Annotated in this window: 13 protein-coding genes and 2 pseudogenes; 6 read left to right on the forward strand and 9 right to left on the reverse strand. The window is 64.0% G+C overall.

The genetic code is table 11. The features are described 5' to 3' along the window. Positions 1-13 precede the first annotated feature (13 nt). Together ACN27C_RS20120 and ACN27C_RS20125 are read left to right on the forward strand one after the other, a co-directional pair. Positions 14-355: an STAS domain-containing protein gene (locus tag ACN27C_RS20120; RefSeq protein ID WP_422747376.1), complete on the forward strand. Its 342-nt coding sequence runs from the start codon at positions 14-16 to the stop codon at positions 353-355. An 806-nt stretch (positions 356-1,161) separates the two neighbouring features. Further along, positions 1,162-1,617, forward strand: coding sequence for a hypothetical protein (locus ACN27C_RS20125; protein ID WP_162959068.1), 456 nt, complete (start codon positions 1,162-1,164; stop codon positions 1,615-1,617). 217 nt (positions 1,618-1,834) lie between these two features. Here ACN27C_RS20125 and ACN27C_RS20130 read toward each other — a convergent pair whose 3' ends face one another. The 9 genes and pseudogenes from ACN27C_RS20130 to ACN27C_RS20170 all read right to left on the reverse strand — a co-directional run bounded on the left by ACN27C_RS20130 (position 1,835) and on the right by ACN27C_RS20170 (position 10,788). Continuing rightward, entirely contained in the window at positions 1,835-2,833 is a 999-nt protein-coding gene (locus tag ACN27C_RS20130) for a TerC family protein (RefSeq protein WP_013287495.1), read from the reverse strand. A gap of 897 nt (positions 2,834-3,730) precedes the next feature. Continuing rightward, entirely contained in the window at positions 3,731-4,171 is a 441-nt protein-coding gene (locus ACN27C_RS20135) for a hypothetical protein (RefSeq protein ID WP_422747378.1), read from the reverse strand. 471 nt (positions 4,172-4,642) lie between these two features. Beyond that, positions 4,643-4,827, reverse strand: a pseudogene (locus ACN27C_RS20140) (transposase); the annotation flags it as partial. Positions 4,828-4,899: 72 nt separating this feature from the next. Further along, positions 4,900-5,198 (reverse strand): annotated as a pseudogene (locus ACN27C_RS20145) (transposase); the annotation flags it as partial. 145 nt (positions 5,199-5,343) lie between these two features. Next, the gene (locus ACN27C_RS20150; protein WP_422747380.1) at positions 5,344-5,538 is read right to left on the reverse strand and encodes a hypothetical protein; all 195 of its coding nucleotides are present in this window, start codon (positions 5,536-5,538) and stop codon (positions 5,344-5,346) included. A gap of 731 nt (positions 5,539-6,269) precedes the next feature. Then, positions 6,270-7,052, reverse strand: coding sequence for a transposase family protein (locus ACN27C_RS20155; RefSeq protein WP_422747382.1), 783 nt, complete (start codon positions 7,050-7,052; stop codon positions 6,270-6,272). Between the two features lie 147 nt (positions 7,053-7,199). Beyond that, positions 7,200-7,769 (reverse strand): glyoxalase superfamily protein, encoded by a 570-nt coding sequence (locus ACN27C_RS20160; protein ID WP_422747384.1) that lies wholly within the window; start codon positions 7,767-7,769, stop codon positions 7,200-7,202. A gap of 659 nt (positions 7,770-8,428) precedes the next feature. Continuing rightward, positions 8,429-9,106, reverse strand: coding sequence for a response regulator (locus ACN27C_RS20165; RefSeq protein ID WP_422747386.1), 678 nt, complete (start codon positions 9,104-9,106; stop codon positions 8,429-8,431). Then, positions 9,103-10,788, reverse strand: coding sequence for a sensor histidine kinase (locus ACN27C_RS20170; protein ID WP_205776026.1), 1,686 nt, complete (start codon positions 10,786-10,788; stop codon positions 9,103-9,105). The genes ACN27C_RS20165 and ACN27C_RS20170 overlap by 4 nt, the downstream gene beginning before the upstream one ends. A 96-nt stretch (positions 10,789-10,884) precedes the next feature. Between ACN27C_RS20170 and ACN27C_RS20175 the strand changes: the two genes are divergently transcribed. Genes ACN27C_RS20175 through ACN27C_RS20190 form a run of 4 tightly spaced genes read left to right on the forward strand, consistent with a single transcriptional unit; the run spans position 10,885 to position 14,458 of the window. Beyond that, positions 10,885-11,895, forward strand: coding sequence for a Bug family tripartite tricarboxylate transporter substrate binding protein (locus ACN27C_RS20175; RefSeq protein ID WP_120569299.1), 1,011 nt, complete (start codon positions 10,885-10,887; stop codon positions 11,893-11,895). Further along, a complete protein-coding gene (locus ACN27C_RS20180; protein WP_120569300.1) occupies positions 11,892-12,563 on the forward strand; it encodes a tripartite tricarboxylate transporter TctB family protein in 672 nt (223 codons plus the stop codon). The genes ACN27C_RS20175 and ACN27C_RS20180 overlap by 4 nt, the downstream gene beginning before the upstream one ends. Continuing rightward, positions 12,564-14,069 carry a tripartite tricarboxylate transporter permease gene (locus ACN27C_RS20185; protein ID WP_422747389.1) on the forward strand — a complete coding sequence of 502 codons (1,506 nt, stop codon included), beginning with the start codon at positions 12,564-12,566 and terminating at the stop codon, positions 14,067-14,069. It begins immediately after the preceding gene. Continuing rightward, a complete protein-coding gene (locus ACN27C_RS20190; protein WP_120569302.1) occupies positions 14,066-14,458 on the forward strand; it encodes a universal stress protein in 393 nt (130 codons plus the stop codon). The genes ACN27C_RS20185 and ACN27C_RS20190 overlap by 4 nt, the downstream gene beginning before the upstream one ends. Positions 14,459-14,726: the final 268 nt, after the last annotated feature.

The raw sequence follows: 14,726 nt of genomic DNA on the forward strand, positions 1-14,726 counted from the left end.
GATCCTAGGAGGCGTGTTGAAGATCGCGCGACGGGTCGAGGGCAACATCGTGCGGCTCACACTCGTGGGGGAGCTTGACATGGCCACCGTCGAAATGCTGGAGGCTGCCGTCGATGATGGCCTCACCGAGTACCGTCCTCACCTGTTGATCATTGATCTCGCCGGGTTGTTTTTCTGCGACTCCAGCGGCATCCGTGCGCTCCTGGATGCGTGCCGCGCCGCAAACTACAGAGGGGTCACTTTCCGGGCGACAAATGCCTATGGCATGACGCGCCGGGTACTCCAGGTCACCGGAGTGCTCGATATCCTGACTGCTGAGTCAAGGAACGGATGTACTGGCCCCGGCAGTGACTAGAAGCGCGTGTAGCCACTCGTTGTCCGACGTCAGCGACTCAGGAGCTGCGGTGGCTCGACGCGGTGGTGAATGCCGCTGCCCATCTCCCGCCCGCTTGACCCTGGGGGGATCGAGGGGGGCGTTGCCGCACTGCGGCGTCGTCGCGCTTGCTGGCGGACTTGATGGGCGTCCTGCCGCCGCCAGCGATTGTGATCACGACCGGGCGGCATGTCGTGGATCCGGTCGAGGCGCCACGGCCGCCGGCGCCAGCACGAGTGATAGACGCGGTAGCGCGCCCTGGCTGAAGCCGTGCGCCATCGGTGATTTGGCGCCGAACGCGTGCTGCTCGCCGCTACGACAGGGGATTGGTCCTGTCCGTAAGCCCTCGCCGCGCGACACGGCGTCGCGCTCGTAACAGGCCGCCACCGGCGACGTTCTGTTGGAGGGACGGCGTTGCGGGCCTCCTGCGCGAGACGAATGACTACCGTAGACCGTAGGCCTCGGGTACGCCCGCCAACCACTGGCGGCCCCTACCGGCTGAGTGGGTGATCCGTCGCGCGGCAGCTGATCATGGTGCGCGTAGCGCTAGCTGTCTCGGTGGCCGACAGCAGGTTGTTCGGAGCCACCCGGCGAGCATCTAGCATCTTCCGTGGTCCGACGAAAGGCTAACTTTTTGCTGCTGCCCGCGCCCAGGTACGTGATGATAGTAAGTTCGGATTACCGCCGGATGAGGCCGTGATACTTTGCGGCCGAAGCGACTGTTTGGTCGTGTGCTGGGGCAGCGAGAGCTCGTCCAGGAGAATTAGGGGGTAGTTATGATTGGGCCCGTGCAGGTTTTGCTGATTGGTTTCGAGGGCGACGAGGTTCCCCTTGGAATTGGAAAGAAATTAAAGGAACTGCGGGCCAATGATCAGATACGGGTGCTCGACGTGCTTACCGTCCTGATGCGACGGAACCGTACCATCGAACGGCAGTCCGGCGCGGACCTTCTGCCAGCCGCTCACTCCGGAGAACTGCTGGACAGGCTATTACGTGAATCTAGCGCATCGGCAGTGATGGGAGAGAGCACCTCCGGTGGGAAAGGCTACCTTTTCGAGGGAGACGACATTCCCCAGCTACGTGACTCGATGCGAGCAGGAACGGGCGTGGTCGCACTTCTTCTCGAACATCGCTGGGCTATACCCCTGCGAGACGCCGTCGTGAACTCCAAGGCGTTCCCTGTCAGGGATGGGTGGGTCGGTCGTAGGGCACTGCAGCGACTGGAACTCATCGCGGAACGGTAGACCGTCCACCAGGAGCATTGTGGTCGGCCTCCCGAAGCCACACAGAGCCGACGCGGGTCAGGAGCTTCGCAGCGGTCACGTGTCGGCTACCGTGCAGGGGAGAGTGCCCGGATTTCTGCCGACCGGACGGCCACCCTCGTCGGTGCCCACCGCGTCTGACCCCGGACACGCCGCGGGGCGCCCCCCGGGATGGGAGCGCCCCGGCGGTACGGGTGGGTCAGCGGCGGGCCTGGGCCAGTTCCCGGCGCCGGTCCCGCGACGACTTCGCCAGGCTGGCGGCCGTGGCCACGGCCAGGGTGCCGAGGATGACAGTGAGCGAGAGCCAGATCGGGATGTGCGGGGCCCACGCCACGTGCTCTCCGCCGTTGATGAACGGCAGGTTGTTCTCGGCCAGCGCCTCCAGCACCAGCTTGACGCCGATGAAGCCGAGCACCACGGCGAGGCCGTAGCTGAGGTAGATGAGCCGGTCCAGCAGGCCGCCGAGCAGGAAGTAGAGCTGCCGCAGCCCCATCAGCGCGAACACGTTGGCGGTGAAGACCAGGTACGGCTCCTGGGTGATGCCGAAGATCGCCGGGATCGAGTCCAGCGCGAAGATCAGGTCGGTGGTGCCGATCGCGATCATCACGATCAGCATCGGGGTGAACAGGCGCCGCCCGTGTTCGTGGGTGGTCATCCGCGCCCCGTCGTAGTCGCGGGACAGCGGCAGCGCCTTGCGGCTCCACCGGATCAGCAGGTTCTCGCTGAACTCGTCCTCGTCCGGCTCGCCCTGCCGGGCCAGGTTCACAGCGGTGTAGATGAGGAACGCGCCGAAGATGTAGAACACCCAGGAGAACTGGGAGATCAGCGCCGCGCCGGCCGCGATGAAGCCACCCCGCATGATCAGCGCCAGGATGATGCCGACGAGCAGCACCTTCTGCTGGTACTGCCGGGGCACCCCGAACCGGGCCATGATGATCACGAAGACGAAGAGGTTGTCCACCGAGAGGCTGTACTCGGTGAGCCAGCCGGTGTAGAACTCCCCCGCCACGCGGCCACCCGCGGTGAGCCAGAGGACCACGCCGAAGAGCAGCGCCAGGCCGACGTAGAAGCCCACCCACAGGCTGGACTCGCGGACGCTCGGCTCGTGCGGCCGCCGGCCGATGATGAACAGGTCGGCGAGCAGGACCGCGATCATCGCGATCAGCGTTACCGCCCACACCAATGCGGACACGTTCAAATCCATCCTCCGGCAGACACGCAGCGTCAGTGCACGGGTAGCCTGAAGGCAGATGCGCAGACGCTCACTCGGGTGACTGTCGGAGGTCTCTTCCGCCGCCTTCCGCAACTAGGGATGGCGACCGGCGGAGCCGGGTCGGAACGCCTGTGGTGTCGGCGCCCTTCCGTGCTGACGACTCCGCTGTTGGGGAATACTCCCCTCCTCGAGCACCATTATGTCCGACGGAATCGGATAAGCAAGAGCCGGGGATCGGCTTTCTGACCACTGCTGGGGCGCTGGCCGACTCAGCGTTGGCGCCGGCGCTGCGGCACCGCCACCCTGGCCCAGCTGACTCCACAGCGTTCGCCGACGACGTGGGCGAACAAAACCTTAGCGGCGCAGCGCCGGTTGCGGGCGGCTAAGGGCGGCAACCTCTACATAGTCCATCAGTGTGTCTGGCTACCACGTCAACCTGGCGCTTTGCCGGCCCGCGTCAACATAGCCCCGTGAGAAAGACAGGGCCTGCGGCCTCCAGAGGCGGCTCGTAACTCCTTGATGTCGCCTCGATGGCATCAGTCGATGCCAGGGGAGCGACTGCTACGCGGGACTGATCAGAGGCTTAGTTGCCAGAGCAACGTTGTCTCGCGGCTCCGCCGCCACAAGCGGCATGTCATCCAGCTATAGCTTTCGCATGCAGGTGACATCATCACCTACCGTCACTCGACGGTTGTACAGTTCTTGGCGCGACTCCGCGCCTTGGCGGTCGTGTGCAGCCAGATGCCTGCTGGATACTGTCGCTCGACGCGCGGCGCGAGTGGAGTGCGCACGAGCTTGTCAGGTTCTTACCAACGCTCGGTGTGCTCGCCGGTGCGCCAGCAGCGTTTAGCGATTCGCCCAAATCCCGTCTAGCCAGTTCGATCACGCAAACGATTGGTGTGGCGTCATCGCGCTGGCCTTAAATGATACCGCTGACAAGAGGGCGCAATGGCTTGTGTCGTTACCGCCCTGAGCAGTGGCTTTGCCGTCTTGTCCTCCGGCCATCGGCCGTAAAGCTGGAGTCGGCGCGGGGTTGGCTTTCTTGTCAACAATCACGCGATGACCCGATCCGTGAGCGCCGTCGACGCCCGGCGAGGCTGCCAGGGAGGTAGGGGCACTCGTCAGATCGGTCGACGGGACACTCGGCGGCGGGTGATCGCGTTTGTTGTCGGTCAGGTACATGGCTGCAGCAATGGCCAGCAAGATCGCGGCCAAGGCGTAGAGACCCGGCACGAGTGGGTTGAGGTCGTGGTGCGGATTCGGGGTGAAGCCGGAATTGTCGGGTGCGTAAGGCCACTGCCTGGATTGTGTCTGCTTAGCCATCCTGGTCCTCACTGGTTGATTTAACTGATCGGGCAAGCAGGCTACTGCCGCGCGTGGCGCATCAGTCATCGAACCTTGCGATAGCCTGCGGGCGTCCGAGGGAGGGCGGATGGTAGTGATCGTGCCGGCGCGAGGTTGAACCTGCGTTGCCGCAGTTGGCCGTACCGATGGTGGCGTTGCACCCGCCTCGCCGGAACCGCACTGCTCGACTTCGAACCGTGGGCACCTGGAGGTCCGGCAGTGATCGTTCTGTTGCGGCTGCATGCCCTGGGAATGAGTCGACAGCGACGGCTTTAGGTGAGCGCTCGCGTCGGGGCAGTACTCGATTCCGCAGGCCAAGGCATCGCCTGTCCGGTTGAACGCCAGAAGCTGTCTTCCCTCGCGCCCGCGCCCCAGGGCAGCCTCGCTGGAACCGAACGGCTGCAGCGGGAAGCCAGCTGCAGCAGGCTCCGATGATCGTCTTTAGAGCTCCTAACTGATTGAGCGTCGGAGTCGGCGCCAGCAGATGCTGGCGCAGGTGAGAGTGAGGAACGCTTCGTGGATGTCGTCGCGGATCTCTCAGCGGATGCGCGGGCGGCGGAACCTGTGCAGTAGGGCGATGGTCTGCTCGACGACCCACCGTCGGGTGCCGAGTCGGAGCCGTGGCCGGTGCCGCGTCTGGGCGTGATCGGGGCGCTGTCAGGGACAGCTGCGGGTGCCCTTGATGCGAGGATTTCGTCGACCGGGGGCAGCAGTTGGGTGACGTCGTGGCGGTTGTCGCCGGTCAGCGCCGTGGTGAGGGGGATGCCGCCTGCGTCGGTGATGACGTGGTGTTTCGAACCTGGCTTGCGGCGGTCGACGAAGCTCGGACCGGTGTTGGGCCACCCTTAAACGTCCGGACGTGGGAGCCGTCGATCACCGCGCGGGACATGTCCAACCGGCCCGCGGCGCGGAGTGTGCCGAGTGGCACTTCGTGCAGGCGTTGCCACACGCCAGCGTCATTCCAGTCCCGCAGTTGGCGTCAGCAGGTCATCCCCGAGCCGAAACCCAGCTTTTGGGCCGGGTACTCCCAGGCGATCGCGGTGTAGAGCACTAGTGCTCTGACCACGAACGTTCACGGCGTTGGGGTCAGGCTGCGCGGGTGGCGGTTGGTCCCAGCGTCGTTGGCGTTCGCTGCGGATGCGAGCGCGTTCTCAACGTCGAGCGGCCAAGACGTCGGGGTGGCGAACGTTGGCGTTGCGCCAGTGCAGGTAGCCCCACAGGTTTTGGGTCAGCACGGTGTGGTTGGGCTGGTCCGAGCCGGCGATGACGAAGATGCGCAGCCGCCCGAGCGGAGCCTCGATCGGGCTGGCCCAGGAGGCGTAAGTCGGGGCGAAGCAGAGCTCCACCTTGTTCCGGGCCGCCCATCTGCGGATCTTGAGGTCCTTGTGCGACAGGTTGTCCAGAGACGTAGATCGGTGCTCCGTCCGGGCGGGCAGCGCGGATCGACTTGAGCGCGGCGAGGGTGTTCGTGGCGTTCTTGCGGCGCCGCACGACGCCCCAGAGTTGGTCGTCACCGACGGAGTAGCGTCGCACTGCGGATCGTCGGTCTCCTTCCACGTCTTGTCCGCTGGAAGGCGTCCGGTGACGGTGCAAGACTTGCCGCAGCCGTTCCCGCCTGATCCCGACCCGGCGGGTCGAATGAGCGCGGGTGCTCGGCGCGCTTGCGGATGCTGCAGCTGGTGGATGGCCGTCCCAGTGTCGCTGGGGGAGTGTTGAGCGGCTCGACAATGACACTGTTTCTCGTCAGGACTGATCTGGCGAGGATGGCCCGCTGAGGGGTCAGGCTGGACATCCCCGTCTTGTTGAACCAGCGGACAACCTGCCGGATCGTGTCCTCCTCGGCCTGCACGAGACGGGTGGTCGCTGGCACGGTGTTGCCGCCGGCAGCTGCGAGCACGACCATGCCCGACGCCGTCGGGTGGTGAAACGGGTGCCCTGGCGGGTGATCCTGATCAGCTGCTGACCTTCCTGATCACTCAGCCGCCGCACACATACAGGATCTGCCACCGCGACAGCCTGACCGCCTAGAACGCCGCCCGGCCGACAGGCCGGACAGCGTCCCATTCAATGAGCGTTTTCATCCTGCGTAGCGGTTGGCTTCGACGTGGTGTAGGACGAGGATGGCCTGCACGATCGCGGTCGCGCGGCGCGGGCAGCAGTGCAGTTTGGCCAGGACCTTCCAGGATTTGAGGGTGGCGATCGCGCGCTCGCCGCAGGCGCGGATCTTTGCGTGGGCCCGGTTGACGGCCTTCTGCCGGCGTGACAGCTTCGGCCGGAATCGGCGCCGTTTGAACGGGGTACGCACGCTGCCACGAGCCCCTTGATAACCCTTGTCGGCGAAGGTCATCACGTCGGCGCTGGTCAAGGCGTCGATGATGCCGTGGGTGCGGGCGGCGGTCAGGTCGTGGGTCGAGCCGGGCAGCGCGGCCGAGGCCCAGACGAGCCGCCCGACCACATCCGCGATGAGCTGGACGTTCACCCCGTGACGCTTGTGCTTGCCGCAGTAGTACGGCCTCTGGTCAGCGACCCGGTCGATCGGGATCAGCGTGCCGTCCAAGATCGCGTACGCCAGCAACCGGATGCGCCGCATCGCGGTGTCCAGGTCGTCCGCGGCCGAGCTGAGCAGGGCGATTGCTTCCTGGACGTAGCGCCAGGCGGTGGAGATCCCGATGTCGAAGCCGGCGGCGAGGCGGGTGTAGGTGTCGCCATTGCGCAGGTGGGCCAGGACCAGCAGAGCCTGATGGCCGGGGTTCAGTCGCCGCCATCGGGATCTGCGCTGCTGGCGGTAGCTGCGGATGCGATCGGCGAGGTGGTTCAAGGTCCGGCTGGACAACGGAATCGCGGCAGGGTAGGACAGCATGGCGAGGCTCCCGGTCGGGGCATCGGGTTTTGGTCGATTTGCTGTCCTACCTGGAGCCTCGCCCTCATCGCTCGACACCCCCTGCCAACCCGGGCTGACCTGCAAGATCAGGTTGGAAAAGGCTCAATAACGTGAACGTTCGAGGCACTAGCTATCGATCAGCTGAGTAAAGCGTAAGACGTTACCGTAGGGGTCGATGACTTCGAGGGTAGGGCCCCCGGGGGATTCCTCGTCCACGTCCGGCCTCAGTGGGATTTCGGAGTGGCCGCGCAGCTCGTCCCGCAAGGCGTAGACATCGGCGACCGGAAACCACGCCACTCCATGTAGACTTCCGTCTCCGTGGTGCTCAGACAGATGCAGCACCGCCTTGGACCTCGATATTTGCACATAGATTGGCAGCTCGGGCTCGAAGCGGTGCTCCCAGTCCACGGTGAAACCTAGGTACTCGGTATAGAACCGAAGCGCAACCTCTGCAGATATCACTCGTAGAACCGGAACAGCCGAGTCCATGGCCGGTGGCGAGGTGCGTTCTTGCCCACTGTGTAGTACTGCTGTCAAGGCGTTCCAGTCTCTGAAACCAGCCAGCTGCGAGATCATTTCCAATGCCAAGCTGTGGGGAATTTCTACGCCCGCCCTAGACAGATTATTGCGCAGCAACTTCGCGAGTTTCTTAGCTGAGTCGTTGCTATATGTCACGGTCAGCCTTCCGCGTGGCACCGATCGCCGAGGCTCGCGTTGTCAGCATGTCCCACGCTCGAGGGAAGCCTAAGTGGACCGAATATCCTGTGCATTCACCTGTCCCGATGGGATGCGAGCGGCGGGCTGCACTGGCCACCCGCAGCCTACCACGCACCCTGCCTCTGCTGCGCCGGTCAGGCCGTGGGTAGTAGTCGTAGGTGTGTTCCTGACGAAGAGGGGAGTGTCGCGTCAGGGTCGCCGACAGGCGCTCGGCTCAGGGGCCGTGTGGCATGGCATGAGCGGTGGATTCGCAGACAGCGAGTGGACCCGGCAGCCGGCCCCAGGCCTGCGCCTGAGGCCGAGGGCTAACGGGGATACTGTATCGAAGATTGTGACGTGCTAAAACGGCAAAGTCTGGCAAGAGCGGGTTGTGTTGGCCTGGGGCAGGAGGTCTCCGGTGACGAGGATGGAAGGGGATTCACGCCGAGACTCGAAGCCAGGGTTGACGCCGGCGTCAGCATGCCGGTGCATGTGAGCGGCGACCCAATCGTGGTGAAATCGACGGTGAGCACTCGGGGTCCGCCGACGGACGGGACATCTCCAAGAGTATGACTTTGACTGGCCTAGTGGACCGAATTAATACGGCTTGGGGGTAAGCAAAGCTGACGCGACTCCCACGGCGAAGTCAACGACCAGTATTAGCGTCCCATCCAGCGGTAGCGACGTTCAGGGCGGCCAGTGTTTCCGTATTTAAGAGTTACGGCAGCCCGTCCGATAGCTGCGAAGTGCTCAAGATAACGGCGGGCGCTGACACGAGAGATTCCGGCCTGGCTCGCGCACTCGGCAGCAGACAAGGTGGCTGGTTGATTTCGCAGAATCTCTTCAACCAGCCTGCTCGTCTCTGAGCTAAGCCCACGGGGCAAGGTCGAGCCGGTGGTGGTTGGAGCAGAACACGAAAGTGCCCGATCGATGTCCGTTTGGTCGCACACATCGTTGGTCAACAGTGAATTGCGTCGAATGGCATACTGTTCGAGCCTGCCGCGTAGCTCCTCGAAGCTAAATGGTTTCAGCAGGTAGTTTACCGCGCCGTACCGGACCGCTCGGCGCACGGCCTCAGCTTCCCGGGCGGCGGTGATTACGATAACGTCGCAGTCGTGCCCCGTGCTATGCAGTCGAGCAACCACGTCGAGGCCGAACATGTCGGGCAGATAGAGATCAAGCAGTACCAAGTGGGGACGAAATTCGGCGACGGCGGCGACCGCTTGCTCGCCGGTGCTCGCTGACGCCACAACTCTGAAACCTTCGATCCGTTCAACGAACCCGCGATGGATCCGTGCCACCATAAAGTCGTCGTCTACGATCAGGACATCTATCATCGGCTCGCCCCGATCATCGCTGCCGATATTCTAGCGGTGAACATGGCCCCCTCTTCCGTATTCGTCACCGCGACCTCACCGCCGCGACGGTGACAAACCATCCGAGTGAGCGCCAGCCCGATCCCGCGCTCTCCGCCCTCCGCCGCCTTTGTCGTAAAACCATGGGCGAATACTTCCTGAGCCAGTTTGGGTGCAACTCCCGGTCCGGAGTCACGTACGATTATCTCAATCGAAGAGGAGTCTTGGCGTAGCTCGACTTCCACCCATTCGGGAATGACCTCGAGCTCGTCATCGGCACGTAACACTACCTCTGAATCTGTAGCGGCAGAATCGCGGCCTCCCGCGACGGCCTCGATGGCGTTGTCGATGAGGTTTCCCAACACCGTCCCGACATCCGCAGAGACTGCCATCTCGAGCCGGTCTAGCCTGCTCCGTTCGGAGATTCGCAATTCTACTCGGCGCTCTGAGGCCACTGCTGACTTCGCCATGAGTAGCGCTGCCACCGCAGTGTCGTGAATCCGGCTTGTCACTGTGAGATCCAGCGAGGCGCGGTGCCTGCTGAGGGCATCGACGTACCGGACGACTTCCTCGTGCTCGCCAATTTGGATCAGCCCAGAAATTGTGTGGAGCTGATTAGCGAACTCGTGAGTCTGCGCGCGAAGCGACTCGGTCGTGCTGCGGAAGGAGCCGATTTCCTGTTCCAGCTTGGTTAGCTCAGTTCGGTCCCGCAGAGTGGTGACCGAGCCTAGGCGGCGTCCGTCCTTGGCTACCGTCATCCGGTTCATCACGAGCACCCGGCCACCCCGCACCACGACCTGGTCCCGCGTCCCCAGCCCGCTGTCAGCACCGGCCAGGACGTCCCGCAACCGGCCCCCGATCCGTAGGTCTGACAAGGTGCTGCCAATGCAGTGGTCGGGCAGGTCGAGCAAACGCCGACCCACGGCGTTGACCAGGGTGATCCGGTGCTGCGGATCCAGAGCGATAACCCCTTCAGCGATGCCATGCAGCAGCGCCTCACGATGTTCGGCCAGCCCCGCGATCTCACGTGGCTCAAGGCCAAGGGTTTGCCGCTTGATGCGCCGCGCCAGTAGCCAAGATCCCAGCACCCCCAGAGCGCTGGCAATACCGAGGTAGGTGAAGAGGTACGAAGAAGCGCCGACCAGCCGTTGGGACCAAGACGGTGGCGCCTCCCCGACCATTACCACTCCGAGGTGTCGCCCGAGGTTCTCCTCCTTCCTGTCGCCCAGGACCGGCACCTGTGCCACGAGTTCCCGCGTCCCGCCTACGGTGAGCTCGCCGAACCAGCTTCGACCGCGTGCGACCCGCGGATCACCGAGCGCCATGGGACTGCCCACAAGCGTCGGGTTGGTAGAGGTGACGATCCGGCCGCTGTCGTCGGCGACGCTGACGGTTGTCACGTTGGCCTGAACCGGCAGGTTTTGTATCAGAGAGGCGATCGTCTCGCCCGGCGCTGGTCGGGCGAGACGATCGCGAAGCAGGGGGTTGCCGGCGAGCTGCTCCCCAAGGGCGGCAACTCGGCGGCCTTCGACTCGATTGAACGTGGCCGCTGACTGGGCCAGCGACACAGCCGCCACCGCCGTGAGGACCACGACGATGATCGCTAGTTGAAGGGCGAGGAGCTGCCCGGCGAGCGTGCGACGCCGAGACATGACCGCGACCACAAAGACCTCAACTTCCGCTGGTGACAGAAGGCAGACGGGTTGCCTGCCTAGGGGTCATCATCTTGCCGCCGGTCTGATTCGAAACGGAAGAGAAACATGATGACAACCAGATGGAACGCACTAGTGGTAGGTGTCGCGGCAGCTACGGCCCTTGCCCTCGGGGGCTGTGGCGCCACCGCAGGGAAGGAGGAGGCGGGGGCCGGCGGCGACGGGAAGCCGGTCACCGGTCTGCGGATCATGGTGCCGAACAGCCCGGGGGGCGGGTATGACACCACGGCCCGAACTGCCGCGAAGGTGATGGACGACGCAAAGATCGCCACCGGAGTGCAGGTCTTCAACCTCCCCGGCGCGGGCGGCACGGTGGGACTACAGAGAATCGTGAACGAGAAGGGTAACGGCAAGCTCGCCATGCAGATGGGCCTCGGCGTGGTCGGAGCTTCCTACACCTCGAAGTCGTCCGCCACGCTGACAAAAACGACGCCGCTGGCCAAGATGATCGAGGAAGCCGGTGCCATCGTCGTACCGAAGAACTCGCCGTACCGAACGATAAACGACCTGGTCGCGGCCTGGAAGGCCAAGCCGAAGAGCATCGCGGTCGGCGGAGGTTCCTCCCCCGGTGGTCCGGATCATCTGCTGCCTATGCAGCTCGCGAAAACAGTCGGCATCGACCCCCGTCAAGTCAACTACATCTCCTACGACGGTGGCGGCGAGCTGCTACCGGCTCTCCTCGGCGGCAAGGTGGCCTTCGGTGCGAGCGGATTCGGGGAATTCCTCGACCAGGTTGAGGCCGGGCAGCTCCGCGTTCTCGCCGTAACCAGCGAAGAACCGGTTGACGCGCTCAAGGATGTACCGACGTTGAAGTCCGCTGGCATCGGCCTTGTCTTCACCAACTGGCGGGGCGTTGTAGCGCCTCCTGGGATCAGCGACGCCGACAAGAAGGTATGGATCGACGTTCTGACAAAAATGCACGACTCCACCGAATGGAAGACTGAACTGACTAAGCGTGGATGGACCGACGCCTTCCTAACTGGTGATCAGTTCGCCGCCTTCCTTACCGAACAGGACAAGTCGGTGGCCGATCTACTCAAGCAACTCGGCCTGGCATGACCCGCCCGTCCTCCCGGCCGGACCGAGACGGCGCTTCGCCGTCTCGGTCACCGGTCCTGCCCGACACCCCGATTCAGCCAGCGTCCGAGGGATCCAGTGAAGATGGCACAGTACCACCTGCATCTCCTGCGCCTGATACTACGAGAGCGACCGGCTCGGTAGCAGGTGCCGTAACGCCCGTATCGAAGCCGGACCGAGCGCAATACCTCGTCTGCGCCTTTCTCGCCCTGGTCGGGGGCGGTGTCATTTTCGACGCAGCACGGATCGGGCAGGCGGTGAGCAGTGCCGACTCTCTGGGCCCCAAACCGGTGCCGATCCTTCTCGGGCTGCTTCTGCTGGCTGTCGCCGCATTCTACGCCATCGACGTGGCCCGAGGCGGCGCTGGCGAGCCTGAGGCCGGCGAGGACGTCGACCTTGACACGCCAATCGACTGGCGGACCGTGCTGCTTCTCGTCGGAGCGTTCCTGACTAACGCGGTGCTGATCGAACCGCTCGGCTGGGTGATCAGCGGGACTCTCCTTTTCTGGGGCGCAGCCTTCGCGCTCGGAAACCGCCACCACATCCGGAACCTGCTGCTCGCCCTTGGGCTTTCGCTCCTTACATTCTACACATTTGCTATCGGGCTTGGCGTGAACCTGCCGGCCGGCGTTCTGAGAGGGATCCTGTAAATGCAGAATCTCAACTCACTGCTTGATGGATTCGCTCATGTTGTGACGCCGATGAACCTGCTCATCGCGCTGCTCGGCGTCACCATCGGCACCGCGGTCGGCGTGCTGCCGGGCATCGGCCCGGCGATGACCGTGGCGCTTCTACTGCCGGTCACTTACGGCATGGAGCCCACTCAGGCCTTCATCATGTTCGCCGGCATTTTCTACGGTGGCATGTACGGCGGGTCGACCACCTCGATCCTGCTCAACACTCCGGGTGAATCCTCGTCCGTGGTGACCGCGATCGAGGGCAACAAGATGGCCAAGGCCGGTCGAGCGGCGCAGGCGTTGGCTACAGCTGCGATTGGGTCGTTCGTCGCTGGGACCATCGCCACCCTGCTGCTGGTAGTGGTGACCCCACCGGTGGTCCGCTTTGCGATCAGCCTAGGGGCGCCGGACTACTTCGCCCTGATGTTGCTCGCGTTCGTCGCAGTAACTGCGGTGCTGGGCGCCTCGCGAGTGCGGGGCTTCGCCTCGTTGCTGCTCGGTCTGCTGATCGGCTTGGTTGGCATCGACAAGGTGACCGGACAGCAGCGACTCACTCTCGGCATTCCACAGCTTGCTGACGGGATAGATGTGGTTGTCGTTGCTGTCGGCATTTTCGCCGTGGGGGAAGCGCTCTGGATCGCGGCACACCTCCGCCGCAGAGCCGCCGAGGTCATTCCCGTGGGACGGCCGTGGATGGGCCGCGAAGACTGGCGACGGTCATGGAAGCCCTGGCTGCGCGGCACCGCTTATGGATTTCCCTTCGGAGCGCTGCCTGCCGGAGGAGCTGAGATTCCCACGTTCCTGTCGTACGCCACTGAGAAGCGGTTGTCCAAGCACAAGGAGGAATTCGGCCGAGGCGCCATCGAGGGTGTCGCCGGCCCCGAAGCCGCTAATAATGCATCGGCCGCCGGCACACTAGTTCCCATGCTGGCCATCGGCCTGCCCACCAACGCCACGGCCGCAGTGATGCTGGCGGCGTTCGAACAGTACGGCATCCAACCTGGTCCGCTGCTCTTCGAACGGGAGTCCGGGCTCGTCTGGACCCTGATCGCCAGCCTCTTCATCGGCAACTTGTTGCTGCTGGTTTTGAACCTGCCGCTCGCTCCAGCCTGGGCCCGGCTGCTGCGCGTGCCTCGGCCCTACCTGTACGCAGGTATCCTCTTCTTCGCCTCAATGGGAGCCTACGCCGTCAACGCGCAGCCCTTCGACTTGTTTCTACTGCTCCTTCTCGGACTGCTCGGCTTCGGCCTTCGCCGATTCGGGCTCCCGATCCTGCCGCTGATCGTCGGCGTGATTCTGGCCCCGCGTGCTGAGCTCCAAGGTCGACGCGCATTGCAGCTCTCCGGTGGTGAATTGCATGGGCTGTTAGGCGGCTGGGTGTCTTACTTGATCTACGCCACTGTCCTGGTGGTGCTTCTCTGGCCCCTCATCCGACGGCTTGTTCTCCGCCGGTGGAACGGAAGGTTGGCGACCGAATGACGGTCCTAGTTGGATATGTTCCCTCACCCATGGGCCAGGCTGCCTTGCGCGCCGCTATCATTCAAGCACGGTTTCGCAACGAGCCGGTGCTCGTAGTTAATACCTCTCGAGGGGACGCATACGTAGACCCGTGCTTTGCCCAGCAGCCTGATCTAGATCTGGTGACCCGCGAGCTAGATGCGGCTGAGGTTCGCTACGCGATACGGCAGCTCATGCAGGGACGGGATGCAGCCGAGGAGATCGCCGACCTCGCGGAGGCGGCTGATGTGTCACTGGTGGTCATCGGTATACGGCATCGAAGCCCTATCGGCAAACTAATCCTGGGATCGACCGCCCAGGAGATCTTGCTTCGGGTATCCTGCCCCGTGCTGGCGGTGAAAGCCAGCTGACTCCGTCCGATCGCCGTGACATGCCGCACGTCGGTCACCTGCCACCGAGTGGCCCGCACCGGTCTTCTAGTTCTTGTTCTCCAGTTGGCCGGCCGAATGAGGCTGCGGTAGAGGGCAAAACGGACACCTCCGTGCAATGAGATGTCTGCGTGAGCCAGTTAACAACGATGGACATGGACCGCGGTGACTCGTTGCCCAGAGGTCGCGAGTGATCTGCCTTAGGGCTGGGGAGGAGTCGGATGACGAACGACCCTCTTGCGCGGTGCCG

Source organism: Micromonospora sp. WMMD1219 (assembly GCF_049315215.1).
Taxonomy (GTDB): domain Bacteria; phylum Actinomycetota; class Actinomycetes; order Mycobacteriales; family Micromonosporaceae; genus Micromonospora; species Micromonospora tulbaghiae.

Bases quoted from the DNA above. Each gene is read 5' to 3' on its own strand.
- ACN27C_RS20135 (WP_422747378.1), bottom strand. From the start codon at position 4,171: ATGGCTAAGCAGACACAATCCAGGCAGTGGCCTTACGCACCCGACAAT.
- ACN27C_RS20155 (WP_422747382.1), bottom strand. From the start codon at position 7,052: ATGCTGTCCTACCCTGCCGCGATTCCGTTGTCCAGCCGGACCTTGAAC.
- ACN27C_RS20165 (WP_422747386.1), bottom strand. From the start codon at position 9,106: ATGATAGATGTCCTGATCGTAGACGACGACTTTATGGTGGCACGGATC.
- ACN27C_RS20175 (WP_120569299.1), top strand. From the start codon at position 10,885: ATGATGACAACCAGATGGAACGCACTAGTGGTAGGTGTCGCGGCAGCT.
- ACN27C_RS20180 (WP_120569300.1), top strand. From the start codon at position 11,892: ATGACCCGCCCGTCCTCCCGGCCGGACCGAGACGGCGCTTCGCCGTCT.
- ACN27C_RS20185 (WP_422747389.1), top strand. From the start codon at position 12,564: ATGCAGAATCTCAACTCACTGCTTGATGGATTCGCTCATGTTGTGACG.
- ACN27C_RS20190 (WP_120569302.1), top strand. From the start codon at position 14,066: ATGACGGTCCTAGTTGGATATGTTCCCTCACCCATGGGCCAGGCTGCC.